The sequence below is a fragment of the Streptomyces fumanus genome (assembly GCF_014655295.1).
Lineage (GTDB): Bacteria > Actinomycetota > Actinomycetes > Streptomycetales > Streptomycetaceae > Streptomyces > Streptomyces fumanus.
In genome coordinates this window covers 92,892-119,353 of record NZ_BNBI01000002.1, presented here as the reverse complement: position 1 = coordinate 119,353, position 26,462 = coordinate 92,892, and the positions used below count along the sequence as shown (strand labels likewise).

19 protein-coding genes and 1 pseudogene are annotated in these 26,462 nt (G+C 73.6%); 17 read left to right on the top strand and 3 right to left on the bottom strand.

Annotated features, from left to right (window positions below):
• Positions 1 to 48 precede the first annotated feature (48 nt).
• On the bottom strand, positions 49 to 1,041 hold the full coding sequence (locus IE316_RS04780) for an ATP-binding protein (protein ID WP_190202854.1): 993 nt from the start codon (positions 1,039 to 1,041) through the stop codon (positions 49 to 51).
• A 101-nt stretch (positions 1,042 to 1,142) separates the two neighbouring features.
• On the opposite strand from IE316_RS04780, the gene IE316_RS04775 reads away from it, so the two are divergent.
• Positions 1,143 to 1,982, top strand: coding sequence for a Fic family protein (locus tag IE316_RS04775; RefSeq protein WP_190202853.1), 840 nt, complete (start codon positions 1,143 to 1,145; stop codon positions 1,980 to 1,982).
• A gap of 418 nt (positions 1,983 to 2,400) precedes the next feature.
• Here the strand turns inward: IE316_RS04775 and IE316_RS04770 are convergent, their stop codons facing one another.
• On the bottom strand, positions 2,401 to 3,234 hold the full coding sequence (locus tag IE316_RS04770; protein ID WP_190202852.1) for an HAD family hydrolase: 834 nt from the start codon (positions 3,232 to 3,234) through the stop codon (positions 2,401 to 2,403).
• A gap of 588 nt (positions 3,235 to 3,822) precedes the next feature.
• On the opposite strand from IE316_RS04770, the gene ssd reads away from it, so the two are divergent.
• The 7 genes and pseudogenes from ssd to IE316_RS04735 form a co-directional block, all read left to right on the top strand.
• Complete coding sequence (ssd, locus tag IE316_RS04765; protein WP_190202851.1) at positions 3,823 to 4,926, top strand: septum site-determining protein Ssd; 1,104 nt, start codon at positions 3,823 to 3,825, stop codon at positions 4,924 to 4,926.
• Positions 4,927 to 5,099: 173 nt separating this feature from the next.
• Positions 5,100 to 6,326 carry a TadA family conjugal transfer-associated ATPase gene (locus IE316_RS04760; RefSeq protein ID WP_373311070.1) on the top strand — a complete coding sequence of 409 codons (1,227 nt, stop codon included), beginning with the start codon at positions 5,100 to 5,102 and terminating at the stop codon, positions 6,324 to 6,326.
• On the top strand, positions 6,323 to 7,195 hold the full coding sequence (locus tag IE316_RS04755) for a type II secretion system F family protein (RefSeq protein ID WP_190202850.1): 873 nt from the start codon (positions 6,323 to 6,325) through the stop codon (positions 7,193 to 7,195). The genes IE316_RS04760 and IE316_RS04755 overlap by 4 nt, the downstream gene beginning before the upstream one ends.
• The gene (locus IE316_RS04750) at positions 7,192 to 7,986 is read left to right on the top strand and encodes a type II secretion system F family protein (RefSeq protein ID WP_190202849.1); all 795 of its coding nucleotides are present in this window, start codon (positions 7,192 to 7,194) and stop codon (positions 7,984 to 7,986) included. Before IE316_RS04755 ends, IE316_RS04750 begins: the two co-directional genes overlap by 4 nt.
• 70 nt (positions 7,987 to 8,056) lie before the next feature.
• Complete coding sequence (locus IE316_RS04745) at positions 8,057 to 8,263, top strand: DUF4244 domain-containing protein (RefSeq protein ID WP_190202848.1); 207 nt, start codon at positions 8,057 to 8,059, stop codon at positions 8,261 to 8,263.
• Positions 8,250 to 8,627: a TadE family type IV pilus minor pilin gene (locus IE316_RS04740; RefSeq protein WP_190202847.1), complete on the top strand. Its 378-nt coding sequence runs from the start codon at positions 8,250 to 8,252 to the stop codon at positions 8,625 to 8,627. The genes IE316_RS04745 and IE316_RS04740 overlap by 14 nt, the downstream gene beginning before the upstream one ends.
• A 29-nt stretch (positions 8,628 to 8,656) precedes the next feature.
• A pseudogene (locus tag IE316_RS04735) lies at positions 8,657 to 9,022 on the top strand (Rv3654c family TadE-like protein); the annotation flags it as partial.
• A 29-nt stretch (positions 9,023 to 9,051) separates the two neighbouring features.
• Here IE316_RS04735 and sftH read toward each other — a convergent pair.
• Entirely contained in the window at positions 9,052 to 11,610 is a 2,559-nt protein-coding gene (sftH, locus tag IE316_RS04730) for a DEAD/DEAH box helicase (RefSeq protein ID WP_190202846.1), read from the bottom strand.
• Between the two features lie 162 nt (positions 11,611 to 11,772).
• Between sftH and bldG the strand changes: the two genes are divergently transcribed.
• From bldG to IE316_RS04685, 9 genes are all read left to right on the top strand, one after another.
• Positions 11,773 to 12,114 carry an anti-sigma factor antagonist BldG gene (gene bldG, locus IE316_RS04725; RefSeq protein ID WP_003975386.1) on the top strand — a complete coding sequence of 114 codons (342 nt, stop codon included), beginning with the start codon at positions 11,773 to 11,775 and terminating at the stop codon, positions 12,112 to 12,114.
• Between the two features lie 115 nt (positions 12,115 to 12,229).
• The gene (locus IE316_RS04720) at positions 12,230 to 12,661 is read left to right on the top strand and encodes an ATP-binding protein (RefSeq protein WP_190202845.1); all 432 of its coding nucleotides are present in this window, start codon (positions 12,230 to 12,232) and stop codon (positions 12,659 to 12,661) included.
• Positions 12,662 to 12,976: 315 nt separating this feature from the next.
• Positions 12,977 to 15,382, top strand: coding sequence for a sodium-translocating pyrophosphatase (locus IE316_RS04715; RefSeq protein ID WP_190202844.1), 2,406 nt, complete (start codon positions 12,977 to 12,979; stop codon positions 15,380 to 15,382).
• A 207-nt stretch (positions 15,383 to 15,589) separates the two neighbouring features.
• Complete coding sequence (locus tag IE316_RS04710; RefSeq protein WP_190202843.1) at positions 15,590 to 16,183, top strand: small secreted protein; 594 nt, start codon at positions 15,590 to 15,592, stop codon at positions 16,181 to 16,183.
• A 46-nt stretch (positions 16,184 to 16,229) separates the two neighbouring features.
• On the top strand, positions 16,230 to 17,750 hold the full coding sequence (locus IE316_RS04705; protein WP_190202842.1) for a DUF7059 domain-containing protein: 1,521 nt from the start codon (positions 16,230 to 16,232) through the stop codon (positions 17,748 to 17,750).
• A gap of 360 nt (positions 17,751 to 18,110) precedes the next feature.
• On the top strand, positions 18,111 to 18,308 hold the full coding sequence (locus tag IE316_RS04700; RefSeq protein ID WP_190202841.1) for a hypothetical protein: 198 nt from the start codon (positions 18,111 to 18,113) through the stop codon (positions 18,306 to 18,308).
• A gap of 272 nt (positions 18,309 to 18,580) precedes the next feature.
• On the top strand, positions 18,581 to 21,400 hold the full coding sequence (topA, locus tag IE316_RS04695) for a type I DNA topoisomerase (protein WP_190202840.1): 2,820 nt from the start codon (positions 18,581 to 18,583) through the stop codon (positions 21,398 to 21,400).
• Between the two features lie 242 nt (positions 21,401 to 21,642).
• Complete coding sequence (tmk, locus tag IE316_RS04690; RefSeq protein WP_190202839.1) at positions 21,643 to 25,068, top strand: dTMP kinase; 3,426 nt, start codon at positions 21,643 to 21,645, stop codon at positions 25,066 to 25,068.
• 113 nt (positions 25,069 to 25,181) lie between these two features.
• Positions 25,182 to 26,387, top strand: a complete 1,206-nt coding sequence (locus IE316_RS04685) for a DNA polymerase III subunit delta' (RefSeq protein WP_190202838.1) — start codon at positions 25,182 to 25,184, stop codon at positions 26,385 to 26,387.
• The last annotated feature ends 75 nt before the right edge of the window (positions 26,388 to 26,462 follow it).

The window sequence follows — 26,462 nt, the reverse complement described above, 5'->3', positions numbered from 1 at the left end:
CAGCGGACGCCTTACGTCCCCCCACGCGGCGCATGTCCCACCGGGCGGTCACGCCGGGGCGGCGGCGGCCTCCTCGCCGAGGCCGCCGAGGACGAAACCGGGGTCGACCTGCGCGGCCAGGTCGGCTCCGGTGCGCTCATTGCCCCAGGCGTGGGCGTTCTTCAGATGGAAGTGCACCATCTGACGCGTGTAGCGCTCCGCGTCCCGCAGCCCGTACGTCACGTCGACGGCCGTGTGCAGCAGGCGCAGGGCGCGGCGGTTGGCGTCCTCCAGCAGGGCGAACCGGGGCGGCCGGCCCTTCTCCATGGCCCGCACCCAGTCCGAGTGCCCCACGGTGACGAGCAGGTCGTCCCCGACCTCGTCGCGGAGGAAGTCGAGGTCGTCCTTACCCTGCACCTTGTTGCCGACGACCTTGAGCGTGACGCCGTAGTCGCGGGCGTACTCCTTGTACTGGCGGTAGACGGAGACCCCCTTCCGGGTCGGCTCGGCGACGAGGAACGTGATGTCGAAGCGGGTGAACAGGCCGGAGGCGAACGAGTCCGAACCCGCCGTCATGTCGACGACGACGTACTCGTCACGGCCGTCGACCAGGTGGTTGAGGTACAGCTCCACCGCGCCCGTCTTGGCGTGGTAGCAGGCGACCCCCAGGTCGGCGTCGGTGAAGGGCCCGGTGACCATCAAACGGACCGGGTCCCCGTCGAGTTCCACCGGCCGGGCGCAGGCGTCGTACACCGGGTTGTCCTCGCGCACCCGCAGCAGGGCCGAGCCCTCGCCGGGCGGGGTCGTCTTGATCATCGTCTCGGCGGAGGCGATCCGGGGGTTGGTGCCGCGCAGGTACTCCTTGATCAGCGGGAGGTGCTCGCCCATCGCGGGCAGCCGGGCCGCCACCGCCTCGTCCAGGCCGAGCGCGGCCCCCAGGTGCTGGTTGATGTCGGCGTCGATCGCGACGACGGGCGCGCCGGTGGCGGCGAGATGGCGGATGAGCAGCGCGGACAGGGTCGTCTTGCCGCTGCCGCCCTTCCCGACGAAAGCAATTCTCATGTTCACTAACAGTAGCCGCGCGGTGACGGCGAGGAGCACGCGCGCGTGAGGAAGACCACTCCTTCGAGGGGTGCGGTGTCCGGGTGCGTAGGGTCGTACTCATGAGTACGCCAAGCTCGCGAACGAGCTCGAGCAAGGGTGACCCCCTGGCGGCCCTGGGCACGCTGCCCGGCGTGGCCGAGTCGGTGGAGTCCGTGCGCAAGGCCGTGGACCGGGTCTACGGCCACCGGATCATGCGGCGCCGCAGCAACGAGATCACCTCCGAGGCGGCGCTGCGCGGCGCCCGCGGCTCGGGCGCGCTGTCCGGCGCGGACTGGGCCCTGGAGGAGGTGCGCCGGCGCTCCGACTTCAGCGGCGACGGCGAGGCGCGCGCCATCGGCGCGGCGCTGCGGCTGACCGCCGAGGCGGGCCAGTTGCTGTCCGTCTGGCGCCAGTCGCCGCTGCGGGTACTGGCCCGGCTGCACCTGGTGGCGGCGGCGGACCAGGCCGACCACGTGGGCCGTCCCCGGCAGGCGGGCGAGCCGGTCGACGAGCCGCTGGTCGAGCTGCCGCTGCCGAGCGCCCAGGAGGCGCACGGCCGCCTGGAGGGGCTCGCGGAGCTGATCATCGCGGGCGGTTCCGCGCCGGCGCTGGTGACGGCCGCCGTCGTGCACGGCGAACTGCTCGCGCTGCGTCCCTTCACGTCCCACAACGGCCTGGTCGCGCGCGCGGCCGAACGCGTCGTCCTGGTGGGCAGCGGCCTGGACCCCAAGTCCGTCTGCCCGGCCGAGGTCGGGCACGCCGAGCTGGGCCGGGCGGCCTATCTGGCGGCGCTCGACGGCTATGTCTCCGGGACGCCCGAGGGGATGGCCGCCTGGATCGCGCACTGCGGACGCGCGGTCGAGCTGGGCGCCCGCGAGTCGACGGCCGTGTGCGAGGCGCTGCAGCGCGGGGCGGCGTAACGCGACGCGGAGCGCAGGGCCGGCGGCGGTCCGGGGGAGGGGGGCGGCTGCGAGGCGGAGGCTTTCCGGGCGGGCGCACAGAGAGACGGCGCACAGAGATGCGGCGGTACGCGTTACCGTACCGCCGCTGGCATGTCCGCCGGGTTACCAAGCGTCCTCGATGTGTTGCCCATCAGGTCGGGGACTTTGCCCGTACCTGGTGCGGCTGGCCCGTAATCGACGGGTCGACGTCGCGTGGGTGCCCGGTGCACATGCTCGGTCCGTGGGGCCATGTGCGTTCTTAAGGTGGTCCTTTCGGATGTTCCTCGGTCTCGCGGGCCGTTGAGTCCTTTGTACTCCAGGAGGGGAACAACCGGAAGTCCTGCCCGCACTTCTTTACTTTTAGGTTCAAACGGGACGTAAGCGACCTTCCGCGAGATCAGGCCGGGGCCGCCCGGCGCCTGCTGGCGTACCAGACGAGCCCCGCGGTGGCCGCCGCGGCGCCTATCGCGGCGGCGGCGACCAGTGCCGGGCGCGGCGGCACCGACAGGCCGCGGATGCGCCGCTTGAGCCGTACCGGCCGGTGGAAGTCGAGGATCGGCCACTCCCGCGCGAGGGCCTCGCGGCGCAGCGCGCGGTCCGGGTTGACGGCGTGCGGATGCCCGACCGACTCCAGCATCGGCAGGTCGGTCACCGAGTCGCTGTAGGCGTAGCAGCGGGCGAGGTCGTACCCCTCGGAGGCGGCCAGTTCCTTGATGGCCTCCGCCTTGGTGGGGCCGTACGCGTAGTACTCCACCTCGCCGGTGAAGCAGCCGTCGTCGCCCACGACCATGCGGGTGGCCACCACGCGGTCGGCGCCGAGCAGTTCGCCGATCGGTTCGACCACCTCGGCCCCGGACGTGGAGACGATCACCACGTCGCGGCCGGCGGCGTGGTGCTCCTCGATCAGGGAGGCGGCCTCGTCGTAGATGATCGGGTCGATCAGGTCGTGCAGCGTCTCGGCGACGAGTTCCTTGACCTGGCGTACGTTCCAGCCGCGGCAGAGTGCGGACAGGTACTCGCGCATCCGCTCCATCTGGTCGTGGTCGGCGCCGCCCGCGAGGAAGACGAACTGGGTGTAAGCGGTACGCAAGACGGCCCGTCGGTTGATCAGACCGCCTTGGTAGAACGACTTGCTGAACGTCAGCGTGCTCGACTTCGCAATGACCGTCTTGTCCAGATCAAAGAAGGCCGCTGTGCGGGGCAACGAGTGGTTTTCCACGCCCCCGAGCATAGGCGCAGCCCATTCGGCGTAAGGTGGGGCGCGTTGGTTTGCCTGAGAGGGCTCTCGGGTACACCATGGAAGTCACGGATCGTTCGCGACCGTGCTAACCCGGTCCGACTCCTCCCCCCCCGAGTCGGCCGTGGAGACGACCCCCGCTCTCCCCCCCGGCGGGGGTCGTCGCATGTCCGGGTGGGTTTTCCTGTCTTGGCCGGGCCCCGTCCGCCGTGCGGCGCCGACGCTGCCCGGTCTGTTGGCATGTTCCTGATCGGTGACGCTGTGTAGCCGTGGGACTGCTCTGCGGAAGTCGTACACGGAGTGGACGGGCTCACCGGTATGGGTGACGGCGATATTCACAAGCCGTGCGGTTGTCCACAGTTATCCACCAAGATCCACACGATTTCCCGGTTCGTTGCACCGTGATTGCAACGCGTCCCGGCGGCGCCGCGAGAGTTCGCCGTCGCTTCCGTTAGCCGGGCGCGTATGGCCGGTTTTCGTCGGCCGCCCATATGGAGGGCGGCCGCCGGTTCTTCGACACGTTCACGATTCGCCGGGTCCGACAGGAGCCGCGCGAACGCACAGCCGAGGGGGAAGCGCAGCATGACCGGAACCGTCACACACGATCCGCCGCCCGCCGCGGGAGGCCGGCCGGGCGGACCACTGATCATCACCGAGGACGCCGACCTCCTGGACGACCTGTTGCGCCTGTGCGCGGCGGCGGGCGCCACACCCGAGGTCCACCCCTCGGTGCCGGCGCGCCGGGGCCACTGGGAGGCGGCACCGCTCGTCCTGGTCGGCGACGACGCCGCGCGGGGCGTGCGGGGCGCCGCCCGCCGGCCCGCGGTGGTGCTGGTCGGCCGCGACCAGGACGACCCCGGGGTCTGGCGGCGGGCCGTCGAGATCGGCGCCGACCACGTCCTGATGCTGCCCGACGGCGAGCAGTGGCTGGTCGACCGCATCGCCGACGTCGCCGAGGGCGTCGGCCGGCCCGCCCTCACCGTCGGCGTCATCGGCGGCCGGGGCGGTGCCGGGGCCTCCACCCTGGCCTGCGCGCTCGCCGTCACCTCCGCGCGCGAGGGGCTGCGCACCCTCCTGGTGGACGCCGACCCACTGGGCGGCGGCCTCGACGTGCTGCTCGGCGGCGAGACCACCGAGGGACTGCGCTGGCCCGCGTTCGCCGCCTCACGCGGACGGCTCGGCGGCGGCGCCCTGGAGGAGTCGCTGCCCGAACTGCACTCCCTGCGGGTGCTGAGCTGGGACCGCGGGGACTGCGTCGCCGTGCCGCCCCAGGCCGTACGGGCGGTGCTCGCCGCGGCGCGGCGCCGGGGCGGGACGGTCGTGGTCGACCTGCCGCGCCGGGTCGACGACGGGGTCGCCGAGATCCTCGCCCAACTCGACCTCGGACTCCTCGTCGTCCCCGGCGAACTGCGGGCCGTCGCGGCGGCCGCGCGGGTCGCCTCCGCCGTCGGCATGGTCCTGGCCGACCTGCGCGTCGCGGTACGGGGGCCGTACGCACCCGGGCTCGACGACCGCGAGGTGGCCCGGCTGCTCGGGCTGCCCCTGGCGGGCGAGGTCCCGGTGGAGGCGGGGCTGCTCCGCGCGAGCGAGGGCAAGGAACCGCCGGGCGCGACCGGGAGAGGACCACTGGCCCGCTTCTGCCGGGGGTTCTGGGAGCGGGCGTTGGTGGAGGTGGCGGCGGGGTGAGGGGGGTTGCCGGGGGTGCGGGGGGTTTGGCGGGGCGGGGCTTCGGTCGGGAGGAGGGTTCGGCGGAGCGTGACCTGGGTTTGGGGGAGGGTGCGGTGGGGCGGGTGCGGTTGCCGGGTGCGGGTGAGGGTGTCGTGGGGCGGGCTCGGTTGCCGGGTGCGGGTGCGGGTTCGGTGGGGCGGGCACGGCTGCCCGCTGCGGGTGCGGAGCCCGCGTTGCCGTCGGGGCTGCTCGACGGTGTGCGGCGTCGGCTCGCCGAGAGCGGGGCGGAACCGACGCCCGCGCGGGTGGCACAGGCCCTGCGGGAACAGGGCCGCGTCCTGGGGGACGCCGAGATCCTCGGCACCGCCGAGCACCTGCGCTCGGAACTGGTCGGCAGCGGACCACTGGAGCCGCTGCTCGCCGACGCCTCGGTGACCGACGTGCTGGTGTCCGCCCCCGACCGGGTCTGGGTGGACCGCGGCGGCGGACTGGAGCTGACGACCGTCCGCTTCGCCGACGCCGGCGCGGTACGGCGGCTCGCGCAGCGCCTCGCGGCGGTCGCCGGCCGGCGGCTCGACGACGCCCGGCCGTGGGTGGACGCCCGGTTGCCCGACGGGACCCGGCTGCACGCGGTGCTGCCCCCGGTCGCCGTCGGCTGTGCCTGCCTCTCCCTGCGGGTGGTGCGGCCCCGCGCGTTCACGCTGGAGGAGCTGACGGCGGCGGGCACCGTGCCGCCGGGCGGGGACCGGGTGCTGCGGGCGCTGCTGGAGGCCCGGGCGTCGTTCCTGGTCAGCGGGGGCACCGGCAGCGGCAAGACGACGCTGCTGAGCGCACTGCTCGGCCTGGTCGGACCGGACGAGCGGATCGTGCTCGCCGAGGACTCCACGGAACTGCGCCCGGACCACCCGCACGTCGTACGTCTGGAGGCCAGACCCGCCAACCAGGAGGGCGCGGGCCTGGTGACCCTGGAGGACCTGGTGCGGCAGGCCCTGCGGATGCGCCCGGACCGGCTCGTCGTCGGCGAGGTCCGCGGCCCCGAGGTGGTCCATCTGCTGGCGGCGCTCAACACCGGCCACGCGGGCTGCGGCACGGTCCACGCCAACGCGGCGGCGGACGTCCCCGCCCGGCTGGAAGCGCTCGGTACGGCGGCCGGGCTCGACCGGTCCGCCCTGCACAGCCAGGTGGCCGCGGCACTGTCGGTGGTCCTGCACCTGGTGCGGGACCGGACCGGCCGCCGGCGGATCGCGGAGGTGCGGGTGCTGGAACGGGACCCCTCAGGGCTGGTGCGGACGGTCCCCGCACTGCGGTGGGGGGCGGAGGCGTTCGCGTACGAGCGGGGCTGGGCGCGACTGCGGGAGCTGCTGCGCGCGGGACGCCCGGAAACGGACGGAACACGGGACACAGGGGGAGACGGATGACCGGAATGACCGAGGTGCCGATGAGCGCGGCCGTGGCCTGTCTCGGGGCGGCGGTGTGGCTCACCGGAGGCCGGGACTCCGGGGCCAGGCGGGCCCGGCTGCTGCTCGCGGGCGGCGGGGCGATCGGGACCGGACCGCCGGGTGTCCCCGGGGTGACGGACGCACTGCGCCGGCTCCGCGGGCGGCTGCGACCCGAGTGGTGGGCGCTGGTGGCGGGAGCGGTGCTGGCGGTGCTGGGCGCCTCGTTCCTGCCGGTCCTCGCGGGGGCGGCCGGGGTGCCGCTGCTGCGGCGGGTACGGCTCGGCGGCCGAGCCCGACGGATGCGCGAGCGACGGCAGGACGCGGTGATCGCCCTGTGCGCGGCGGTCGCGGGGGAGGTACGGGCGGGGCGGCAACCGGGCGAGGCACTGCTGCACGCCGCGCGTGGCTCCCTCGGGCTCGGCGACGGGCGTACGGCGGTGCTGGCGGCGGCCCGGTTCGGCGGGGACGTGCCGGGCGCGCTCACGGCGGCGGCCCGGCAGCCGGGCGCCGACGGGCTGCGGGGACTGGCCGCGTGCTGGCGGGTGGCCGTCGACCAGGGCGCCGGCCTCGCGGCCGGGCTCGACCGACTGGAGGCGGCGCTGTGTGCGGAGCGGGACCAGCGGGCCGACCTGCGGGCGCAGTTGGCGGGCGCCCGCGCCACCGCCGCGATGCTCGCCGGCCTGCCCGCCCTGGGCCTGCTGCTCGGCGTCGCCCTCGGGGCCGACCCGTTGCGCGTGCTGCTGCACAGCGGGGCGGGCCTGGGCTGCCTGTTGGCGGGCGGTGCGCTGGAGGGGCTCGGCCTGTGGTGGGTGGGGCGGATCGTCCGACGGGCGGAGGCGGCGGCATGAGCACGGACGTCGTCCACGGGCTGGGGGTGATGCTGGGGACCCTGCTGCCCGTCGGCTGGCTGGTGCGCTGGGCGGTCACCGCCCGCCGTGCCCACGGGGTACGGCACCGGCTCGCCGGACTCACCGTCGCGCAACGGGCCCCTGCCGCCCCACGGCGCGTCGTGGTGCTCGCCAGGGCACGCCCGTGGGTGCCGTTGGCGGCCGTCGTGGGGGCCGGCTGGGCTCTGCTCGGGGGAGTCGCCGGCCTGCTGGCGGGGCTGGCCGTGGCGGCCGGGCTCCGGCACTGGCAGCGACGGCGGGCGCCCGCCGGTACGGCGGCCGGAGACGCCGAGGCGGCCGAGGCGGCCCGCCAACTGCCGCTGGCCGCCGACCTGCTGGCGGCCTGCATCGCGGCGGGCGCGGGCCCGGTGGTGGCGGCGCGGGCCGTGGGCGACGCCCTGGTCGGACCCGTCGGTGACGCCCTGGCACGGGGCGCGGCCGAGGTCCGCCTCGGCGGCGAACCGGAGGGTGCCTGGCGGCACCTGGCGGCCCTCCCGGGCGCCTCGCCCTTGGCCCGGCTGCTGGAACGCGCCGGCGTGTCCGGGCTGCCCGCCGCCGGACCGGTCGCGCGCCTCGCCGCGCAAGCCCGCGCGGAGTGGGCCCGCACCACCACGGCACGGGCCCGGCGGGCGGCCGTCATGGTCAGCGCGCCGGTCGGGCTGTGCTTCCTGCCCGCCTTCATCGCGGTGGGGATCCTCCCTGTGGTGATCGGCCTGGCGGGCGGGGTGCTGGGAGGAGGTGGCGGTGGATGACCCACCCGGAGCAGTGAGCGATCAGCACGACCGGAACTGTCGAACGTAACGAACACTCACGGGGGTCGAGATGTATCAGGTGGTACGAGCACGACTGCGGGCCTTGGTGCGCCGGGCACGCGCGCGACGGGACGCGGGCATGGTCACGTCCGAGTACGCGATGGGCATCGTGGCGGCGGTGGCGTTCGCCGTGGTGCTCTACAAGGTGGTCACGAGCGGGACGGTCAGCGCGGAACTCGAAGGCATCGTGAAGCGGGCCCTCGATGCGGCGATGTGAGCGGCGGGCGGACGGCCCGGCCGACGACGGGTTCGTGACGGCGGAGTCGGCCGTGGTGCTGCCGGTGCTGGTGATGTTCGCGATGGCGCTGGTGTGGGGGCTGCTGGTGGTGGCCGCGCAGATCCAGTGCGTGGACGCGGCACGGACCGGCGCCCGCGCGGCGGCCCGGCAGGACCCGGCCGACGCGGTCGTCCGGATCACCCGGGAGGCGGCACCGGACGGAGCGGATGTCACGGTCAGCCGGGAGGCGGACCACGTCCGGGTCGTCGTCACCGCGAAGCCGCCCGTCCTGAGCGGGTTGCCGTTCGAGGTACGGGAGGAAGCCGTGGCCTCGGTGGAGTGGACGGCGGGGGTGGGGACGTGACGGGCGCGGGGCGTACGCCGCCGTTTCCAATGGCGCCCCGCCGCTGCTCGGACCGGGGTTCCGCCACCGTGTGGAGTGTCGGGGCGATCGCCGTGCTGTGTGTGGTGTTCGGCGTCGTCCTGGCCCTCGGGCAGGCGGTCGCGGCCCGGCACCGGGCGGCCGGGAGCGCCGATCTGGCGGCCCTCGCGGCGGCGGACCACTGGGCGGGCGGCCAGGCGGCGGCGTGCGGGCGGGCGGACCGGGTGGCCCGCGCCCAGGGCGCGCGACTGGTGCGGTGCGCCCTCACCGGCCAGGTGTCCGACGTGACGGCGGCGTCGGGCCGGGGCCCGTTCACGGCGGAGGTCAGGGCCCGAGCGGGTCCGCCGGGCCCGCCGGGTCCGCCTGGACCTGAGCCCAGCCCCGAGCCCGAGCCCGAAACCACCGCCTACCGCCCAGCGCCATCCAGCCCCGGTCCGCCCGATGCCTCCGACCCACCCGACCCACCCGACCCGCCCGCCGCGCCTGAACCACCGGGCACCCCCGGCCCCCCGGGCACTCCCGGCCCTCCGGGCACTCCCGGGCCCCCGGACACCTCAGGCCCCCCAGGCACCCTCGACTCCCCAGCCACCCCCGTCTCCCCCGGCGCTCCCCGCAACAGCACCGTAAGCAGCCGCACCGCCCCCCGCTTGTGCAACGGCTCGTTGCCGTTGCCGCACTTGGGGGACTGGATGCAGGACGGGCAGCCCGCGTCGCATTCGCAGGAGGCGATGGCCTCGCGGGTGGCGGTGAGCCAGTCGCGGGCGGTGTGGAAGGCGCGCTCGGCGAATCCCGCGCCGCCGGGGTGGCCGTCGTACACGAAGACCGTCGGCAGGAGGGTGTCGGGGTGCAGGGGGACGGAGACGCCGCCGATGTCCCAGCGGTCGCAGGTGGCGAAGAGCGGGAGCATGCCGATGGAGGCGTGCTCGGCGGCGTGCAGGGCCCCGCCGAGGATCTCCGGGTTGATCCGGGCGGCGTCGAGCTGGTCCTCGGTGACCGTCCACCACACGGCGCGGGTGCGCAGCGTACGAGGAGGGAGGTCGAGCTTGGTCTCGCCGAGGACTTCGCCGGTGATCAGGCGGCGGCGCAGGAAGGAGACCACCTGGTTGGTGACCTCGACGGAGCCGTAGCAGAGGCGGCCGTCGCCCCACGGGATCTCGACGTCGGTCTCCAGGACGGAGATGGCGGTGGTGTCGCGGGCCACCGTCGAGTACGGCGGACTGGCCTGTTCGACGAGGGCGACGGAGTCGTCCAGGTCCAGGGAGCGGACCAGATAGGTGCGGCCCTGGTGGAGGTGGACCGCGCCCTCGTGGACCGTGGTGTGGGCGGCGCCGGCGTCGACCGTGCCCAGCAGCCGGCCCGTCCCGGCCTCGACGACCTGGACCGGCCGGCCGCCCTCGCCGCGGATGTCGGTGAGGTCGGCGGCCCGTTCGCGGCGCGTCCAGTGCCAGGCCCGGGTCCGGCGGCGCAGCAGCTTGGCCGCCTCCAACTGGGGGAGCAGCTCCTCGCACGCGGGGCCGAAGAGTTTGAGGTCCTCGTCGGTCAGGGGCAGTTCCGCCGCCGCGGCGCACAGGTGCGGGGCGAGGACGTAGGGGTTGTCGGGGTCGAGGACGGTGGACTCGACCGGCTGGTCGAACAGGGCCTCGGGGTGGTGGACGAGGAAGGTGTCCAGCGGGTCGTCGCGGGCGACCAGCACCGCCAGCGCGCCCTGCCCGGCCCGTCCGGCCCGGCCCGCCTGCTGCCACAGGGAGGCCCGCGTCCCCGGATAGCCGGCGATGACCACGGCGTCCAGGCCGGAGATGTCGACGCCGAGTTCGAGGGCGTTGGTCGCGGCGAGGCCGAGGAGGTCGCCGGAGTGCAGGGCGCGTTCCAGGGCGCGGCGCTCCTCGGGGAGGTAGCCGCCGCGGTACGCCGCGACACGCCGGGTCAGGGAGCGGTCGACCTCGGCGAGGCGTTCCTGGGCGATGACGGAGATCAGTTCGGCGCCGCGCCGGGAGCGGACGAAGGCGATGGACCGCATGCCCTGCACGGTGAGGTCGGTGAGGAGGTCGGCGGCCTCGGCGGTGGCCGTCCGGCGGACGGGCGCGCCCTTCTCGCCCTCCAGTTCGGTCAGCGGGGGCTCCCAGAGGGCGAACACCAGTTCACCGCGGGGCGAGGCGTCGTCGGCGACCTCCACCACCGGCAGGCCGGTGAGCCGGCGGGCGGCGACCGCGGGCTCGGCGGCGGTGGCGGAGGCCAGCAGGAACACCGGCGACGCGCCGTAGCGGGCGCACAGTCTGCGCAGCCTGCGCAGCACCTGGGCGACGTGCGAGCCGAAGACGCCGCGATAGGTGTGGCACTCGTCGACGACGACGTACTTCAGCGCCTTCAGGAAGGAGGACCAGCGGGGGTGGGAGGGCAGGATGCCGCGGTGCAGCATGTCCGGGTTGGTCAGGACGTACGTGCCGTACTGGCGGATCCATTCGCGCTCTTCGAACGCGGTGTCGCCGTCGTAGACCGCGGCGCGCACGGACGCGCCGAGAGGTTGTGAAAGTTCCTTCACCGACCGGCACTGATCGGCGGCGAGCGCCTTGGTCGGGGCCAGGTAGAGGGCGGTCGCGCCGCGTCCGTTCGGGGCCTCGGAGCCGTCCAGGAGCGCCGAGAGCACCGGGACGAGGTAGGCGAGGGACTTGCCGGAGGCGGTGCCGGTGGCGACCACGACCGAGTCGCCGACGAGGGCGTGCTCGGCCGCGCGGGCCTGGTGGGCCCAGGGGTGCTCGATGCCCGCGGCCTGCACCGCCGCGATGACCTCGGGGCGAATCCGGTCCGGCCAGACGGCATGGCGACCCGCACGCGGGGGCAAGTGCTCCGTATGAGTGATGCGCGAAGCCCGGTTCGGCCCCGCCGCGAGGCGGCCCAGGACCGTGCCCGGATCGGGCCGGGAGGCGGGGTCCGTCGGGGATCCATCGGATCGGTGATTCTTGGCCATCGGCATCGAGTGTGTCACTGGCGTGACGGACAATGGACCAAGGCGTCGTGCACGCCCGCCGGTAAGTGATTGAATGCCATCGCGGCTGGCGAACCGTCCCGGGGGCTCCAAGCCGAGGTGTCCCGAGGGGCGACCGCTCGATAGCAAGGTGCTGGAGGATCCGTGGACCTGTCCCTGTCGACCCGTACCGTCGGCGATCGTACGGTCGTCGAGGTCGGTGGCGAAATTGACGTATACACCGCGCCCAAGCTGCGCGAGCAGTTGGTCGAGCTGGTGAACGACGGGAGTTTCCACCTCGTCGTCGACATGGAGGGCGTGGACTTCCTCGACTCCACCGGACTCGGCGTGCTGGTCGGCGGACTGAAGCGGGTGCGGGCCCACGAGGGCTCGCTGCGCCTGGTCTGCAACCAGGAGCGCATTCTCAAGATCTTCCGTATCACCGGCCTCACCAAGGTGTTCCCCATTCACACCTCGGTCGAGGAAGCGGTGGCGGCCACCGACTGACGACGATCACCGGATCCCGGGCCCTGGGCCCGGGACGTCGATGAGCATCATCAGGGGGCCGGGCTTTCGGCGGCCCGGTCCCTCGACAGCACGCCCGTAGTACCGAGGGGGATGCATGGCCACCGTTGAACTCCGCTTCAGCGCGCTGCCCGAGCACGTCAGGACCGCCCGGCTGGTGGCGGCCGCGGTGGCACGCAGGGCCGGAGTGGACGAGGCCGTCCTCGACGAGGTCAGGCTCGCCGTCGGCGAGGCATGCAGCCGGGCCGTCGGGCTGCACCGGAACGGCGGCATCACGGCGCCGGTGAAGGTGGCGCTGATCGAGGAGGAGAAGCAGTTCTCCATCGAGGTCGGCGACCAGGTGCCGCACCCGGCCCCCGGCGGCGCTCCCGGCGCCCTCGGTGACGACGCGGAGGCCGAGGAGGACGAGATGGGCCTCGCGGTCATCAGCGGGCTCGTCGACGACGTGGAGGTCAGCGCCGGCGAGGAGGGCGGACTGATCCGCATGACCTGGCCGACGACCCCGCCCGCCGCACTCCCGCTGAACTGACGTTCGTCTCCGCCACCCGCAGGGCCCTACCGCGTAGGGCCCTTTGTCATGTGCCCCATGTGCGCCATGCGCGCCAGGTGCATCACGTCGCGCCATAGCGTCATGTGCGGAAGACGATCCTCCCGCATACAGTGGATCTGTGCGGACGTTAAGTGAAGCAATTCACGATCAATAAGCTCCTGTCTGAATGCCTCAAAGGCGTTACGGCTTTTCGCTTGACGGGCCGAATACATTTGTCAGGCTCTGTTTTGATCAGGTTCCGGTACCTACAATCCGTCCACATCTTGAGCTCAGCCCAAGCGTCAAGGAGGACGAATGGCGGAGCTTTCTCTTTCCTATGGCTCGGGCCACCACACCAGCCTCGCGGCCGCCGTGCTCACCGATGGCAACCGTGTCCTCGTCGCCGTCATCGCCGTCGTGGCGCTGGCGGCGCTCGTGGTCGCGGGCGTCCTGGTGCGCCAGGTGCTCGCGGCGGGCGAGGGCACGGACAGCATGAAGAAGATCGCGGCGGCGGTCCAGGAAGGCGCCAACGCCTATCTGGCCAGGCAGTTGCGCACCCTCGGCGTATTCGCCGTCGTGGTGTTCTTCCTGCTCATGCTGCTGCCCGCGGACGACTGGAATCAGCGTGCCGGACGATCGATCTTCTTTCTGATCGGAGCGGCGTTCTCGGCGGCCACCGGATATATCGGCATGTGGCTCGCCGTCCGCAGCAATGTGCGCGTCGCCGCGGCGGCGCGGGAAGCGACACCGGCCGAGGGCGAACCGAAAAAGGATCTCACCCTCGTCTCGCACAGAGCGATGAAGATCGCATTTCGCACGGGCGGCGTCGTCGGCATGTTCACGGTGGGGCTCGGCCTGCTCGGCGCCTCCTGCGTGGTGCTGGTGTACGCGGCCGACGCGCCGAAGGTCCTGGAGGGCTTCGGCCTCGGGGCCGCCCTGATCGCGATGTTCATGAGGGTCGGCGGCGGCATCTTCACCAAGGCCGCCGACGTCGGCGCCGACCTGGTCGGCAAGGTCGAGCAGGGCATCCCGGAGGACGACCCGCGCAACGCCGCGACCATCGCCGACAACGTGGGCGACAACGTCGGCGACTGCGCGGGCATGGCGGCCGACCTCTTCGAGTCGTACGCCGTGACGCTGGTCGCCGCGCTGATCCTCGGCAAGGTGGCCTTCGGCGACTCGGGACTGGCGTTCCCGCTGCTCGTACCGGCCATTGGGGTGATCACCGCGATGATCGGGATCTTCGCGGTGGCGCCGCGCCGCAGCGACCGCGCCGGGATGAGCGCGATCAACCGCGGCTTCTTCATCTCCGCGGTGATCTCGCTGGTACTGGTGGCGGTGGCCGTCTTCGTCTACCTGCCGGGCACCTACGGGGACCTCGACGGCGTCACCGACACGGCGATCGCGGGCAAGGACGGCGACCCGCGGATCCTCGCGCTGGTCGCCGTGGCCATCGGCATCGTGCTCGCCGCCCTGATCCAGCAGCTCACCGGCTACTTCACCGAGACCACCCGGCGCCCCGTCCGGGACATCGGCAAGACCTCCCTCACCGGACCGGCCACCGTCGTCCTGGCCGGCATCTCCATCGGCCTGGAGTCGGCCGTCTACACCGCCCTGCTGATCGGCCTCGGCGTCTACGGGGCCTTCCTGCTCGGCGGTACGTCGATCATGCTGGCGCTGTTCGCGGTGGCGCTGGCCGGCACCGGCCTGCTCACCACGGTCGGCGTGATCGTCGCCATGGACACCTTCGGGCCGGTCTCCGACAACGCCCAGGGCATCGCCGAGATGTCCGGCGACGTCACGGGCGAGGGCGCGCAGGTCCTCACCGACCTGGACGCGGTCGGCAACACCACCAAGGCCATCACCAAGGGCATCGCCATCGCCACCGCGGTGCTCGCCGCGTCGGCGCTGTTCGGGTCGTACCGCGACGCCATCACCACCGGCGCCCGGGACGTCGGCGAGCAACTCAGCGGGCCGGGGGCGCCGATGAGCCTGATGATGGACATCTCCCAGCCGAACAACCTGGTCGGGCTGATCGCGGGCGCGGCGGTCGTCTTCCTCTTCTCCGGGCTGGCGATCAACGCGGTGTCGCGGTCGGCGGGCGCGGTCGTCTTCGAGGTGCGCCGGCAGTTCCGGGAGAAGCCCGGGATCATGGACTACAGCCAGAAACCGGAGTACGGGAAGGTCGTCGACATCTGTACGAAGGACGCCCTGCGGGAACTCGCCACGCCCGGGCTGCTCGCCGTGCTGGCCCCGATCTTCGTCGGGTTCACGCTCGGCGTGGGCGCTCTCGGGGCGTACCTGGCGGGCGCGATCGGCGCGGGCACGCTGATGGCGGTCTTCCTCGCCAACTCCGGCGGCGCCTGGGACAACGCCAAGAAGCTCGTCGAGGACGGCCACCACGGCGGCAAGGGCAGCGACGCGCACGCCGCCACCGTCATCGGCGACACGGTCGGCGACCCCTTCAAGGACACCGCGGGACCGGCCATCAACCCCCTGCTGAAGGTGATGAACCTGGTCTCGCTGCTCATCGCCCCCGCGGTGATCAAGTTCTCGTACGGTCCGGACAAGAGCGTCGGCGTACGGGTGCTGATCGCGCTGCTCGCCCTCGCGGTCGTCGTCGGCTCGGTGTACGTCTCCAAGCGGCGCGGCATCGCCATGGGCGACGGGAACGACACCGGGCGGAAGCCCGAGTCGGCGGACACGGCGGTGGTCTCCTAGGTTCCGTTCGCCCCCCGGGGCGCGCGGCACGGCTCAAGGCGCGGGCGTACGGCGTGGATTGACACTCCGTACGCCCGCGTCGGGCTGCCGGGGAGGTATGCCGTGAGCCTTCTCTCGCTTGGTGCAAATGGCTTCAATTACGGTCGTATCGGATGTTGGTCACGCGGTTGTCGCCCGGATGGCGTGTATGTTCCGGGGCCGGAAGCCATGGAAGGGACCAATCCGGTGAACAAGAAGCTCGCGGCCGCACTGTCCGGCGGTGCGGTACTGGTACTGGCGCTGACGGGATGCGGCAGCAGCGACGACGGCGACGACAAGCTGAACTCCTGGGCCCAGCAGGTCTGCGACGGCGTCCAGCCGCAGGCGAAGAAGATCGAGGCCGCCAACGCCGCGATCCAGCAGCAGACCTCGGACAACAGCAGCCCGGAGGACGTCCGCAAGACCGACGCGCGGGCCTTCCAGGACATGTCCGACGCCTACAAGGCGATGGGCAGCGCGGTCCGCAAGGCCGGCGCGCCGGACGTCGAGGACGGCGAGAAGAAGCAGCAGGACGCCGTCAAGGAACTGAACGCGCTGTCCTCGTCCTACGCCTCCCTGAAGAAGCAGGTGGAGGACCTGGAGACCAAGGACCAGGCGAAGTTCGCCGACGGCCTCAAGGACATCGCCACCGAGCTGGACAAGCTCTCCCGCAGCGGCAACGACGCCCTGAAGGCCCTGGAGGAGGGCGAGGTCGGCCAGGCCATGGCCAAGCAGCCGAGCTGCAAGTCGGCCTCCGCGTCGGCGTCCGCGACGACGAGCTGACCTCCGCCGCGGTGGCCCCGCGCGGGGCGCGGGTCACAATGGGGACGTGAGCAACGCCGACCTCTCCCCCCTGCCCTCCGCCGACCGTCCCGACGTCGCCGCCCGGCTCCGGGAGGCCCTGCTCGGGGCCGCCTTCACCGCCGACGGCCTGCTGGAACTGCTCGGCGCGCCCGCGTACGCGGCCCTGTCCCGCGGCGAGACCGTGCCCGCGCTGCGCGCCACGCGCGGCGACACGCCACTGGAGATGCTCGTCCGGCTGTTCCTGCTCCAGCAGCCCGTGCCGCACGCGCGCGTGGCGGCCGTCCTGCCCGCCGACGCCTGCCTGGAGAGCAACTGGCTGGTGCGGACAGGCGGGGACGAGGTGGCGGCCACCGTGGACGTGCGGCCCTACGGCGGGCCCGACGGCGAGGACTGGTTCATCGTCTCCGACCTGGGCTGCGCGGTCGGCGGCGCGGGCGGCGTCGGCAGCCACGCCGAGGGCGTCGTCCTGGGCGTCGGCGGCGCCTCCACCACGCTGGCCGGGCTCACCGTGCGCACCCCGGTCGCCGCCGCCCTGGACCTCGGCACCGGTTCCGGCATCCAGGCGCTGCACGCCTCCCGGCACGCCACGCGCGTGACGGCGACCGACGTCAACCCGCGTGCGCTGCACATCACCGCGCTCACCCTGGCGCTCTCCGGCGCCCCGGTGGCCGACCTGCGCGAGGGCTCCCTGTTCGCACCGGTCGGCGCGGACGACCGGTTCGACCTGATCGTCTCCAACCCGCCGTTCGTGATCTCGCCGGGCGCGCGGCTCACCTACCGCGACGGCGGAATGGGCGGGGACGATCTGTGCCGCACGCTCGTTCAGGAAGCGGGGGGACGGCTGACCGAGGGCGGGTTCGCGCAGTTCCTCGCCAACTGGCAGCACGTGGAGGGGGAGGAATGGACGGACCGGGTGCGCTCCTGGGTGCCGCGGGGCTGCGACGCCTGGATCGTGCAGCGCGAGGTCCAGGACATCACGCAGTACGCCGAGCTGTGGCTCAGGGACGCCGGGGACCACCGCCGTGACCTCGCCGCGTACCAGGAGCGGTACGACGCGTGGCTGGACGAGTTCGAGGCGCGCAAGGTCAGGGCGGTCGGCTTCGGCTGGATCACCCTGCGCCGCAGCGACTCCGCCGAGCCGTCGATCGTCATCGAGGAATGGCCGCATCCGGTCGAACAGCCGCTCGGTGAGACCGTCCGGGCCCACTTCGACCGCGTCGACTACCTCCGCGACCACGACGACGCCGCCCTGCTCGAAGCGTGCTTCACCCTGGCCGGCGAGATCGTCCAGGAACAGGTCGGGCTGCCCGGCGCCGAGGACCCCGAGCACGTCGTGCTGCGCCAGCACCGCGGCATGCGCCGGGCGACCCGGGTCGACACCGTCGGCGCGGGCTTCGCGGGCGTCTGCGACGGCACGATGAGCGCGGGCCGCATCCTGGACGCCATCGCCCAGCTCATGGGCGAGGACCCGGTCCTGCTGCGCGACCGCACCCCGGCCCAGATCCGCCTCCTGGTGGAGCAGGGCTTCCTCGAACCGGCGCGGTGACGCGGCCGGGCGTTCGCAGACCGGCACGGTGACGCGCCCGGGTCGTCCGCGGATCCGGCGAGGTGACGTGCCCGGCGCGATGGCGTGCCCCGGGCGCCCACGGACCCGGCACGGGGCGCGATGGCGTGCCCGGGGCGCCGCGGACCGCGCCCGCCGGTTTCCGGACGCCGGGGACGGCGTACGCGGAGGCCGGGGAGGGCGCGCGCGGAGGCCGCCGCGCCCGTACGACGGTGTCCGGAACGTGTCGGGACAGGGCCCGTCGGATCCCCGTTCACCTCGGGTTCGCCTGGGCGCCGCCCGCGCGTGTCAGCCTCGCCGGGGCTGGTCACGCGCGGACGGAGAAAAGGGGCACGGGAAGCCATGGAAAGTGGACCGGCGATCTTCGCGGGAACGGTGTTCGTCCTGTTCGGCGCCGGTCTGCTGGTGTGGACCGTGACCCGGGTCAGGCACCGCCGGCCCGTCGCCCAGGGTGTGAGCCCCGTCGCATCGGCGACCGCCGCGAGCGTCGCCGCCGTGCTCGCGCTGGCCCTCGGCGCATGGTGCCTGACCCGCGTCTGAACGGCGGCTTCCGGACGCCCGGCGCACCGCGGACCCGGTAATCGAAAGGTCGCGCTCCGGATACGCCTCCGGAACCACGTGGGGACTCCGGGCGGCAGGAACAGGGTTAGTCGGGTTACCGTTCGAGTGGCCGTTGCGGGCTTTTCCCGTTTGACACGGGGGCGGGAGGTACCGTCACACTCCGCAGCGTCACGAGCGAACAAGGAACAGGACCCGACCCCCGGGACCCACGCCGGGGGCGTCCCCAGCGCCGACCGGAGAGAAGAGCGAAGTTGTCCCCGACCAGCGAGACCGCAAAGGGCGGCCGCCGACTCGTCATCGTCGAGTCGCCTGCCAAGGCGAAGACGATCAAGGGCTACCTCGGTCCCGGGTACGTCGTCGAAGCGAGCGTCGGGCACATCCGCGACCTTCCCAACGGCGCCGCCGAGGTGCCGGAGAAGTACACCGGCGAGGTCCGCCGGCTCGGTGTGGACGTCGACCATGACTTCCAGCCGGTCTATGTGGTCAACGCCGACAAGAAGGCGCAGGTCAAGAAGCTCAAGGACCTGCTGAAGGACTCCGACGAGCTCTTCCTCGCCACCGATGAGGACCGCGAGGGCGAGGCCATCGCCTGGCACCTCCAGGAAGTCCTCAAGCCGAAGATCCCGGTCAAGCGCATGGTGTTCCACGAGATCACCAAGGACGCCATCCGGGCCGCCGTGGCCAACCCGCGCCAGCTCAACCAGAAGCTGGTCGACGCCCAGGAGACCCGCCGCATCCTCGACCGCCTCTACGGCTACGAGGTCTCGCCGGTCCTGTGGAAGAAGGTCATGCCGCGGCTGTCCGCGGGCCGCGTCCAGTCCGTCGCCACCCGGCTCGTCGTCGAGCGGGAACGCGAGCGCATCGCCTTCCGCTCCGCCGAGTACTGGGACCTGACGGGCACCTTTGCCACCGGCCGAGCGGGGGACGCCTCCGACCCGTCGTCCCTCGTCGCCCGGCTGCAGAGCGTGGACGGCCGGCGGGTCGCGCAGGGCCGCGACTTCGACTCCCTGGGACAGCTCAAGAGCCCGAGCACCCTCCACCTCGACGAGGCGAACGCCCGCGCGCTGGCCGCCGCCCTGGAGGACACGCGGTTCGCGGTCCGCTCCGTCGAGTCCAAGCCGTACCGCCGCTCGCCCTACGCCCCGTTCCGCACCACCACGCTCCAGCAGGAGGCGTCCCGCAAGCTCGGCTTCGGGGCGAAGGCGACCATGCAGGTCGCCCAGAAGCTGTACGAGAACGGCTACATCACGTACATGCGTACGGACTCCACGACCCTGAGCGACACGGCGGTCGCCGCCGCCCGCGCCCAGGTGACGCAGTTGTACGGCGCCGACTACCTGCCGGCGCAGCCGCGCACGTACGCCGGGAAGGTCAAGAACGCGCAGGAGGCGCACGAGGCGATCCGCCCCTCCGGCGACCGCTTCCGCACGCCCGCCGAGACGGGCCTGACCGGCGACCAGTTCAAGCTGTACGAGCTGATCTGGAAGCGGACCGTCGCCTCCCAGATGAAGGACGCCACCGGCAACAGCGTCACCGTCAAGATCGGCGGCACGGCGGCCGACGGCCGGGACGTCGAGTTCACCGCCTCCGGCAAGACGATCACCTTCCACGGCTTCCTGAAGGCGTACGTCGAGGGCGCCGACGACCCCAACGCCGAGCTGGACGACCGCGAGCGCCGGCTGCCGCAGGTCGCCGAGGGCGACGCGCTGACCGCCGAGGAGATCACGGTCGACGGGCACGCCACCAAGCCCCCGGCCCGCTACACCGAGGCGTCGCTGGTCAAGGAGCTGGAGGAGCGCGAGATCGGCCGCCCGTCGACGTACGCGTCGATCATCGGCACGATCCTGGACCGCGGCTACGTCTTCAAGAAGGGCACCGCGCTCGTCCCGTCCTTCCTGTCGTTCGCCGTGGTCAACCTGCTGGAGAAGCACTTCGGGCGGCTCGTCGACTACGACTTCACCGCCAAGATGGAGGACGACCTCGACCGCATCGCCCGCGGCGAGGCCCAGGCCGTGCCGTGGCTGCGCCGCTTCTACTTCGGCGAGGGCTCCGGCGCCGGTGTCGCGGCCGACGCGGGCAACGGCGACGGCGACCACCTCGGCGGCCTCAAGGAACTCGTCACCGACCTCGGCGCGATCGACGCCCGCGAGGTGTCCTCGTTCCCGGTCGGCAACGGCATCGTGCTGCGCGTCGGCCGCTACGGCCCGTACGTCGAGCGCGGCGAGAAGGACGCCGAGAACCACCAGCGCGCCGACGTCCCCGAGGACCTCGCGCCCGACGAGCTGTCCGTGGAGCTGGCGGAGGAACTGCTCGCCAAGCCCAGCGGCGACTTCGAGCTGGGCACCGACCCGGCCACCGGGCACACCATCGTCGCCAAGGACGGCCGCTACGGCCCGTACGTCACCGAGGTGCTCCCCGAGGGCACCCCGAAGACCGGGAAGAACGCGGTGAAGCCGCGGACGGCCTCGCTGTTCAAGTCGATGTCGCTGGACACGGTGACCCTGGACGACGCCCTGAAGCTGATGTCGCTGCCGCGCGTCGTCGGCACCGACACGGACGGCACCGAAATCACCGCGCAGAACGGCCGGTACGGCCCGTACCTGAAGAAGGGCACGGACTCGCGGTCCCTGCAGTCCGAGGAGCAGCTCTTCACCATCACGCTGGAAGAGGCGCAGGCGATCTACGCCCAGCCCAAGCAGCGCGGCCGGGCCGCGGCCAAGCCGCCGCTGAAGGAGCTGGGCACCGACCCGGTCAGCGAGAAGCCGGTCGTGGTCAAGGACGGCCGCTTCGGCCCGTACGTCACCGACGGGGAGACCAACGCGACCCTGCGCTCCGGCGACAGCGTCGAGACGATCACCCCGGAGCGCGGCTTCGAACTGCTCGCCGAGAAGCGGGCCAAGGGGCCCGCCAAGAAGACGGCGAAGAAGACGGCCGCCAAGAAGACCGCCGCGAAGAAGGCCCCGGCCAAGAAGACGGCGGCGAAGAAGACGGCCGCCGCGAAGAAGACGACCACCGCGAAGAAGACCACGACGGCGAAGAAGACCGCCGCGGCCAAGGCGTCGGAGGACTGAGCCAACGGACGCCACGCCCGGGTGTCGTCTCCCGGCGATTTCCCGGGCACCTCGTCCTGCGCGCCTCCTTCGCGCCTTCTTCGCGTCTCGTCCGCCCTTGTGCGCACGCGGCCCGCACCGGGCTCGCACGTTGTTCGCACCTTGCTCGCGAAACGAACGCCCCGGCATCGATTCGGTGTCGGGGCGGTCGTACGTTCGGGCATCCGCGCGGGGCTGTCCGTGGCTGCCGATAGGCTGAACGCATGACGCGAGCCGAGCAGCCAACGGCCTCCCACCCGGCCCCAGACGACACCCTGGTCGCGGACTCCCGCGAGCGTGCCGTCCGCGCCCTGCTGCGCCGGCCGCAGTCGCGGCGGTTGTGGAGCGCGCACCTGGTGAGCGGGGTCGGTGACACCCTCGCCCTGCTGGTGCTGGTCCTGCTCGCCGTGCAGGCGGCGATCGCGGCCGGTTCGTTCGGCGGCGGCTACCGGGGCGTGGCGTTCGCAGTGGCGACCGTTTTCGCGGTGCGCATCCTGGCGACGCTGCTGTTCGGCGCCGTCCTGCTCGGGCCGCTGACCTCGCTCACCTCCCCGGACGGCCCGCTGGACCGCCGGCTGACCATGGTGGGCGCGGACGGCCTGCGGGCGGTGCTGCTGATCATCGCGCCCCTGTGGATCGACTGGACGCCGGACGACGCGCTCGCCGCCCTGCTGGCCACCGCCTTCGTCGTCGGCGTCGCCGAGCGCTTCTGGACGGTGTGCCGGGAGAGCGCCGCCCCGGCGCTGCTGCCCGCCCCGCCCCCCGAGGGCGCCTCCGTACGCCCGCTGCCCGACCACATGGACGCGCTGCGCCGCCTGTCGCTGCGGACGAGCTTCGTCGCCGTACCGCTCGCGGCGCTCGCCCTGGTCGTCGCCGGGCTGGTCAACAACCTGCTCGGGGCCGGCGCCGACTGGTTCGCCCAGCACCAGGCGGCGCTCGCCGCGTACGTGGCGGCCGGACTGTTCGCCGGGTCCCTGGCCCTGCTGCTCTTCCTGGAGCTGCCCGGCACCCGCACCCCGCGCGCGCGGTCGCCGCTGGAGGGGCTGCGCCGCCCCAGGACGGCGGCCGGCCCGGAGAAGGGCCGCACGGGCGCGCTGCCCCTGCTGGTGCTCGCCTGCACCGCGGTGGCCGGCGCGATCGCCGCCGCCGTCGCCGTGGCCGTGCTGCACGCCAAGGACCTGGGCGGCGGCCCGGTGCTGTTCGGACTGCTGGCCGGCGCGCTGACCGGTGGCGTCGTCGTCGGCATCCGTACCGCGCCCGCTCTGCTGCCCTCGCTGTCCCGGAGGCGGCTGCTGTCCCTGGCCATCGCCTTCGAGGGCGTCGCCCTGCTGGCCGCCGGGCTCGTCCCGGACAACACCACCGTGCTGCTGCTCGCCGTGCTGGCCGGGGCCGGCGCGGGCATCGCCGCCAACATCGGGCACGCCCTCCTGGACCAGGAGACCGACGAGCACCGCCGCACGCGCACCACCGAGCATCTGCACGCGTGCGTGCGGGTCTGCGTGGCGCTCGCCGTGGTGATCGCTCCCCTGGTCGCCGCGGGCATCGGACCGCACCGCCTGGAGAGCGGCAAGTTCGTCTTCGCGCACGGCGGGGCCGCGTTCACCCTGATGCTGGTCGGCGCGCTGCTGCTGCCGGTGGCCGCGCTGGTCCTCGCCAAGGTCGACGACCGCTCCGGGGTCCCGCTCCGGCACGACCTGCGCGACGCGCTGCTCGGCGGCGACGACCCGGTGCAGGCCCCCGCGGCGAACGGCTTCTTCATCGCCCTGGAGGGCGGCGACGGCGCCGGGAAGTCCACCCAGGCCGAGGCGCTCGCCGAGTGGATCCGCGGCAAGGGCCACGAGGTGGTGCTCACCCGCGAGCCGGGCGCCACGCCGGTCGGCAAGCGGCTGCGCTCCATCCTGCTGGACGTCTCCAGCGCCGGACTGTCGCACCGCGCGGAGGCCCTGCTGTACGCCGCCGACCGCGCGGAGCACGTCGACACGGTGGTCCGGCCCGCGCTGGAGCGCGGCGCGGTCGTCATCTCCGACCGGTACATCGACTCCTCGGTGGCCTACCAGGGCGCCGGCCGCGATCTGTCCCCGACCGAGATCGCCCGCATCAACCGCTGGGCGACCAACGGGCTCGTCCCGCACCTGACGGTGCTGCTGGACGTCTCCCCGGAGACGGCCCGCGAGCGGTTCACCGAGGCGCCGGACCGGCTGGAGTCGGAGCCCGCCGAGTTCCACGCGCGCGTGCGGGCCGGTTTCCTCACGCTGGCCGCGGCCGACCCCGGCCGCTACCTCGTGGTGGACGCCGGGCAGGAACCCGAGGCCGTCACCACCGCCCTGCGCCACCGGCTCGACCAGGTGCTGCCCCTTTCCGAGGCCGAGATCCAGGCCCGCGAGGAGGCCCGGCGCAAGGCCGAGGAGGAAGCGCGCCGCAAGGCCGAGGAAGAGGCCGCGCGCAAGGCCGAGGAGGAGCGCCTGGAGCGTGAGCGCCAGGAGCAGTTGGAGAGGCTGCGCGCCGAGGAGGAGGAGCGCAAGCGGCGCGAGCTGGAGGAGGCCCAGCGCCGCGAGGCCGAACGGCAGGCCGAGGAGGCCCGGCGGCGCGCCGAGGAAGCGCGCCGCAAGGCCGAGGAGGAGCGGGCACGCCTGCTCGCCGAGGAGAAGGCGCGCGCCGAGGAGGAGGCCCGGCGCAAGGCGGAGGAGGAGCGCCGCCGCCGGCAGGCCGAGGAGGAGGCACGGCTGCGGGCCGAGGCCGAGGCGCTCCGCCTGGAGAAGCAGCGCAAGGCCGAGGAGGCCCTGCTCCGCGCGGAGGAGGCCCGCCGGGCGGCCGAGCAGGCGGCGGCAGCGGCGGCGACCGGCCCGAAGCCCGCGGTACCGCCCGCGGCGCGGACGCCCCGGCACACGCCCCCGGACGACGCGACCGTGCCGACACCGGTGGTGACCCCGACGAACGCCTCCGGCGGTCCGGTCGAGGACACGGCGGTACTGCGTCCGGTGCGGGAGGGGACGACGGACGGGGCTGCCGACGGTGCCCCGGCGGCGGCTCCCGGGGCACCGGCGGTCTCCGAGGCCGAGGCGACGGCCGAACTGCCGAGGCCGCCGGTGGCGCCGGTGGCGCCGGGTGCGGCGGACGAGACGGCGGTGCTGCCGCCGGTGACGCCCGGGACGGCGGGTCCCGGCGACGAGACGACGGTGCTGCCCCAGGTGAACCCGGGCGCGGCGGACGAGACCGCGGAGCTGCCGTCCGTGGCGCCGGGCGCGGCGGACGAGACGGCCGTCCTCCCGCCCGTGACGCCCGGCCCGGCCGACGAGACCGCCGTCCTGCCGCCGGTGCGCGGCGAGGACCCGGTGGACCGGGTGCCGCCGGGGTTCTTCCGGGACGAGACCCGGGACGAGGACCGGAACGGAGGGGCCGACGGCTCCGGCGGCGGGAACGACCGTACGCGGGAACTGCCCCAGGTCGACCCGGAGGCGCTGGACGCCGGACCCGGCGCCGACCGCGGGCGGAGCCGCCGGCGCCGGTCCGACTGGGCGGAGGAGACCCCGCTGGACGACCTGCCGACGCTCGCGGACGAGCTGCTGGGCCCGCGTTCGGACGACCCGGACGACGAGGACCACGGAGACGGCCGGGGCGGCCGGGGCGGCCGGGGCCGGCGAGGTCGCTGACCTGGTCGTCGACCCGCCCGGACGGGCCCCGGCGGTGGCGCCGGGGCCCGTTGTCAGTGGCCGCCCGCACAATGGGTGGAGCGACGCAATCCGACGGAAGGACGGGGTGACCCATGAGCGTGTGGGACGACCTGGTCGGGCAGGAGAAGGTGAGCGAGCAGCTCGCCGCCGCCGCCCGGGACGCCGACGCGTTCGTCACGGCCGCAGCGAGCGACGCCCCGCCGCCCGAGGCGTCGAAGATGACCCACGCCTGGCTGTTCACCGGCCCGCCCGGCGCGGGACGGGAGCAGACGGCACGGGCCTTCGCCGCCGCGCTCCAGTGCGTCAGCCCCGACCGGGCGCTCGGCGGCGTCCCCGGCTGCGGCTTCTGCGACGGCTGCCACACCGCCCTGATCGGCACCCACGCGGACGTCACCACGGTCGCCGCCATCGGCACCCAGATCCTCGCCGACGACATGCGGGACACCGTCCGCAAGTCCTTCACCTCCCCGGCGAACGGCCGCTGGCAGGTCATCCTCGTCGAGGACGCCGAGCGGCTGAACGAGAAGTCGGCCAACGCCGTCCTGAAGGCCGTCGAGGAGCCGGCCCCCCGCACGGTGTGGCTGCTGTGCGCCCCCTCCATCGAGGACGTGCTGCCCACCATCCGCTCCCGCTGCCGCCACCTGAATCTGCGCACGCCCTCGGTGGAGGCCGTCGCCGACATGCTGGTACGCCGTGAGGGCGTCGAGCCGGAGGTCGCCGCCGCGGCGGCCCGCGCCACCCAGGGCCATGTCGACCGGGCCCGCCGCCTGGCCACCGACCCGGCCGCCCGGGAGCGCCGGGCCGCCGTACTGAAGCTGCCGCTGCGGGTCGAGGAGATCGGCGGCGCCCTGAAGGCCGCGCAGGAGCTGGTGGACGCGGCGGCCGAGGACGCCAAGCGGCTCGCGGAGGAGCGGGACGGCAAGGAGACCGAGGAGTTGAGGGCGGCGATGGGCGCGGGCCAGGGCGGCCGGATGCCGCGCGGCACGGCGGGGGTGATGAAGGACCTGGAGGACAAGCAGAAGCGGCGGCGGACCCGCACCCAGCGCGACAGCCTGGACGTCGCGCTGACCGACCTCACCGCGTTCTACCGCGATGTCCTCGCCCTCCAGCTCGGCTCCCGGGTCGCCATCGCCAACGCCGAGGCGGAGGACGCCCTGGAGCGACTGGCCCGCGCCGGCACCCCGGAGTCCACCCTGCGCCGCATCGAGGCGATCAACGCCTGCCGCGAGGCCCTCGACCGCAATGTGGCGCCGCTGCTGGCGGTGGAGGCGATGACGATGGCCCTCAGAGCGGGCTGACCGGACCGGCACGGGAAAGAAGGCGCGGGAAAGCAAGCGGGAGGTAACTCGTACGAGGCACATGGAACACGCAGA

Bases quoted from the DNA above. Each gene is read 5' to 3' on its own strand.
- IE316_RS04780 (WP_190202854.1), bottom strand. From the start codon at position 1,041: ATGAGAATTGCTTTCGTCGGGAAGGGCGGCAGCGGCAAGACGACCCTG.
- IE316_RS04775 (WP_190202853.1), top strand. From the start codon at position 1,143: ATGAGTACGCCAAGCTCGCGAACGAGCTCGAGCAAGGGTGACCCCCTG.
- IE316_RS04770 (WP_190202852.1), bottom strand. From the start codon at position 3,234: ATGCTCGGGGGCGTGGAAAACCACTCGTTGCCCCGCACAGCGGCCTTC.
- ssd (WP_190202851.1), top strand. From the start codon at position 3,823: ATGACCGGAACCGTCACACACGATCCGCCGCCCGCCGCGGGAGGCCGG.
- IE316_RS04755 (WP_190202850.1), top strand. From the start codon at position 6,323: ATGACCGGAATGACCGAGGTGCCGATGAGCGCGGCCGTGGCCTGTCTC.
- IE316_RS04750 (WP_190202849.1), top strand. From the start codon at position 7,192: ATGAGCACGGACGTCGTCCACGGGCTGGGGGTGATGCTGGGGACCCTG.
- IE316_RS04745 (WP_190202848.1), top strand. From the start codon at position 8,057: ATGTATCAGGTGGTACGAGCACGACTGCGGGCCTTGGTGCGCCGGGCA.
- IE316_RS04740 (WP_190202847.1), top strand. From the start codon at position 8,250: ATGCGGCGATGTGAGCGGCGGGCGGACGGCCCGGCCGACGACGGGTTC.
- sftH (WP_190202846.1), bottom strand. From the start codon at position 11,610: ATGGCCAAGAATCACCGATCCGATGGATCCCCGACGGACCCCGCCTCC.
- IE316_RS04720 (WP_190202845.1), top strand. From the start codon at position 12,230: ATGGCCACCGTTGAACTCCGCTTCAGCGCGCTGCCCGAGCACGTCAGG.
- IE316_RS04715 (WP_190202844.1), top strand. From the start codon at position 12,977: ATGGCGGAGCTTTCTCTTTCCTATGGCTCGGGCCACCACACCAGCCTC.
- IE316_RS04710 (WP_190202843.1), top strand. From the start codon at position 15,590: ATGGAAGGGACCAATCCGGTGAACAAGAAGCTCGCGGCCGCACTGTCC.
- IE316_RS04700 (WP_190202841.1), top strand. From the start codon at position 18,111: ATGGAAAGTGGACCGGCGATCTTCGCGGGAACGGTGTTCGTCCTGTTC.
- tmk (WP_190202839.1), top strand. From the start codon at position 21,643: ATGACGCGAGCCGAGCAGCCAACGGCCTCCCACCCGGCCCCAGACGAC.
- IE316_RS04685 (WP_190202838.1), top strand. From the start codon at position 25,182: ATGAGCGTGTGGGACGACCTGGTCGGGCAGGAGAAGGTGAGCGAGCAG.